This window comes from Bellilinea sp., assembly GCF_034432615.1.
In the GTDB taxonomy this organism is placed as follows: Bacteria; Chloroflexota; Anaerolineae; order Anaerolineales; family Anaerolineaceae; genus Bellilinea.
In genome coordinates this window covers 1-2,770 of sequence record NZ_DAOUBL010000323.1, presented here as the reverse complement: position 1 = coordinate 2,770, position 2,770 = coordinate 1, and the positions used below count along the sequence as shown (strand labels likewise).

The following is a 2,770-nucleotide window of genomic DNA, read 5'->3' as shown; positions in this document are numbered from 1 at the left end:
GGGCAGGCTGGTGTACAGGGTGGATTCCTGATACTTGGCATCATGGCGGATGATGGACAGCCCAAACGGCGCCATTTTTCCACCGGCCATTTTTACCAGCGGGTACGGCTGACCTTTTTTACCGCCCACATAATCATAGGTGGTGGCTTTGATCAAGCCGCCGGCGTAGTCGTAATTGCCGATCAGCGCGTTGAGCGTGTACCACGCCAGCACATTGTAAAAGCCGTTGGTGTGCTGCGAAACGCCGCGGTGAATATCGGCGCAGGCGCGTTTGCCGTGGCTGGTGAATTCGCGCGCCACCTCGATCAGATCTCCGGCATCCAGCCCACACAATTCAGCCCACTCCTCGATGGTACGTTCGCGCGCCGAATCGGCAATAATTTGCAAACCCGATTTGACCTTGAAACCGCCCAGTGTGATTCCATCCACCCACAAATCACCATAGACCGCATCCCCTTCGGCCTCTGCGTAGGGGTCAAATGCCACCGGACGGCCGCCCTGCAGCGCGACAAAGTAATCGAATTCGTAGGTCTTTTCAGGATCGGTCGAGAGCGGACGCACTTCCTTCTCCCGCAGGCCAATCTCGCTGGCGCGCAGGAAAGTGGTCGGCTGACCTTCTTCATCCAGTTTCACCAGCCAGGCCGCCTGAGTCCAGGTGGGGTTGCCCTTTCGCGCCGCAGCCGCTTTATTGACCGCGCTCAGGTAATCGGCATCATAACGTTCGTTGTCCAGAATCCAGCGGATGAGCGCCAGCGCCATAGCGCCTTCGCTTCCGGGCTGGATCGGCAGCCATTTCCAGGCTTTTCCGGCCGTTTTGGAAAGGCGCGGATCCACCACCACAATCTTTGTCCCGTTATTAACCGAACCTTCGGTGATCTTGGGCACCCGCAGCGGAGGCCCGTAATTCCCCTCGAAGGGCGAAGCCCCTACGAAAATGATGAACTCGCTGTTGCGGATATCGCCCTGCCAGTAGAACTTGCTGCCGCCGGTCCATTTGCCATCTACCAGCTTCTCGGACATGGCTTTGCCGGTAAAGTACAGCGAACCCTGACAAACCGTGGTATGCCCGTGCGTGTTGACCGTGCCGAACCCATCCCGGAAGAAACGGCTGATGAAGTCGCTGCGTCCGCCTTTCATCCTGCCCCAGTTGAACACCACCTGATTGTTTTTCGGACCGAAATCGGGATGGTCGGGGTCAATCAGCGTGTTCAAATGGGCGGCAAAGGTTTGTTTGAATTCCTCGACCAGCGCTTTTTTCTTCTCCTCGTCCTTTTCGGCAAGGATTTTCTTGACGGCAGCCGCCATCTCACCGGCTACCTTTGCATCGGTCAGTGCATAGGATTCGCGCAAACCGGGCACCCGTCCCTCGTTGAACAAATCGCCTCCTTCAACGATTTCCTCCAGCGCCTGTTCAAACGGAATGGTGACCCATTGGTTGGCGCCGCGCGGCGTGCCGGGCTTGCGTTTCAGCACCTTCACCACACGGTAAGGGTCGTATGCCGTCTGCATACCCGCCTGCCCCTTGGGGCATATGGCGCCTTCGACGATTGCCGTCTGTGCAAAGGGTGTTTCATAATCCAGATGCGGATCCATCGTCCATGGACTGTACGGGTTGCCGTCAATTTTGACTGCCACGCCATCCAACAACTTGACCTTGATACCGCATATGGTGTTACATTGCAAACAAACCGAATAAATCTGGTTTTCGGGGGAATGCAGCGGAATGTTCCCCGATTCGGCATCGGCTTCCTGAGTCAGCACCAGAGCGGGGGTAATTCCCAAAAAAGCCGAGGCAATGCCCGCCGCCCCCGCGCTGCGTAAAAATTCGCGGCGGGTCATGGTCGGCTGAGTTGTTGACGGTTGAGAGGATGAGGGAGTGTTCATTGAGCAACCTCCTTGGATTGAGTTTTGAGGAAAGGCAGGTAATCCATGCCCAGCAGCCACGCCAGCGCAGCTCCACCGGTTACACCCAGGGTAACCGACCACTCCATCAGACTGGGATAGTAGTCAAAGGTCAAATGCGGGCCGGTGAAGGCGGTTGCCAACCCTTCCAGCTCAGGAATGGAAAGCATGGGAAAGATGATGTTGGCGCGCGCCACGGCAATACCCACCAGCACGGCCACCCCCACCACCCCACTCCACAGCGGATTTTGCTGAAAGCGTTTGTAAAGCAGAAAAGCAATCGGAAAGACCATTCCCAGCCCCAGCTGCAGCAGCCAGAAAGCCCAGCCCCAGCGCCCAAACAGCACCTGTTCCACCGCTTCGGTGGCAACCGGCGTACCGGCGTACAATGCCTGAGAGTAATCCACCCACAGGTAGTAAGTCTTGACCAGCAGCAAAATCAGCAGGCCAATAGAAAGCGCGCGCAGCTGCGAATTGCGTTTTTCATCGGGCGGTGCAAACCATCCCAGCAATACCAGCATCAGCGCGCAGCCGGAAAGCAGCGAAAAGACCGGAAACTGCGCCGGCAGCATGGCGGTGTGCCAGGCTTCGCGCGATGCATTAACCCCCAGCAGCGCACCCACCCCGCCGCTGAGGAAAATGGAGAGGAACAACCCGACCGCCATCACAAAGCGCAGCCACGGACGGGCATCCTGCTTTCCGCGTTCCAATCGGATGATCAGCCACAAGGCCGCCAGTAACACCACCATGAAGATGGAGTAGCCCCACACCAGCTGCGCCATTACCGAAAGCAGGTTGGGCTGCAAAAACACTTTCCAGACCCGCTCCATGTGACCGAGATCCATGCCAATCGTCACCAGCGCGGCCG

Annotated in this window: 1 protein-coding gene and 1 pseudogene; both read right to left on the bottom strand. The window is 57.6% G+C overall.

What is annotated here, in order from left to right:
* Positions 1–1,884 (bottom strand): annotated as a pseudogene (locus VAE48_RS14520) (molybdopterin oxidoreductase); the annotation flags it as partial.
* Positions 1,881–2,770: NrfD/PsrC family molybdoenzyme membrane anchor subunit (gene nrfD, locus VAE48_RS14515; protein WP_322794046.1), on the bottom strand; the 890-nt coding region annotated here is incomplete at its 5' end. The pseudogene VAE48_RS14520 and the gene nrfD, both read right to left, overlap by 4 nt.